Source organism: Geminicoccus flavidas, assembly GCF_009806515.1.
Lineage (GTDB): Bacteria > Pseudomonadota > Alphaproteobacteria > Geminicoccales > Geminicoccaceae > Geminicoccus > Geminicoccus flavidus.
Genome location: NZ_WUJP01000162.1, coordinates 1 through 438 on the forward strand (window position 1 = coordinate 1; position 438 = coordinate 438).

Genomic DNA, 438 nt, shown 5'->3' on the forward strand with positions numbered 1-438 from the left:
ACCTCGAAGGTCGAGATCATCCCGCGGATCGAGGGATTCCTGGATCGCCGCGCCTTCACCGAGGGTGCCGTGGTGGCCGAGGGCGACGTCCTGTTCGAGATCGAGCGGGACAGCTACGAGGCGGCAGTCAAGTCCGCCCAGGGCAGCCTGCAGCGCGCGGAGGCGGCGGCCAGGCTGGCGGACATCGAGGTGCAGCGTCAGACCACCCTGGTGCGCAACCAGAGCGCCGCCCAGGCCCGGCTGGACGAGGCCACCGCGAAGAAGGGTGATGCGGACGGCGCGGTCCTGCAGGCGCAGGCGGCCCTGGCGCAGGCCGAGCTCAACCTCGGCTACACCACCATCACCGCCCCAATCGCCGGCCGGATCAGCCAGGCCGCACTGGACCCGGGCACGCTGGTGACGCCGTCCAGCGGCGTGCTCGCGACGATCGTCGCTGTC

Annotated in this window: 1 protein-coding gene; it reads left to right on the forward strand. The window is 71.7% G+C overall.

The window, feature by feature from the left end; genetic code table 11:
* The coding region (locus EQG76_RS04470; protein WP_159710969.1) for an efflux RND transporter periplasmic adaptor subunit at positions 1-438 on the forward strand (438 nt) is incomplete at both ends.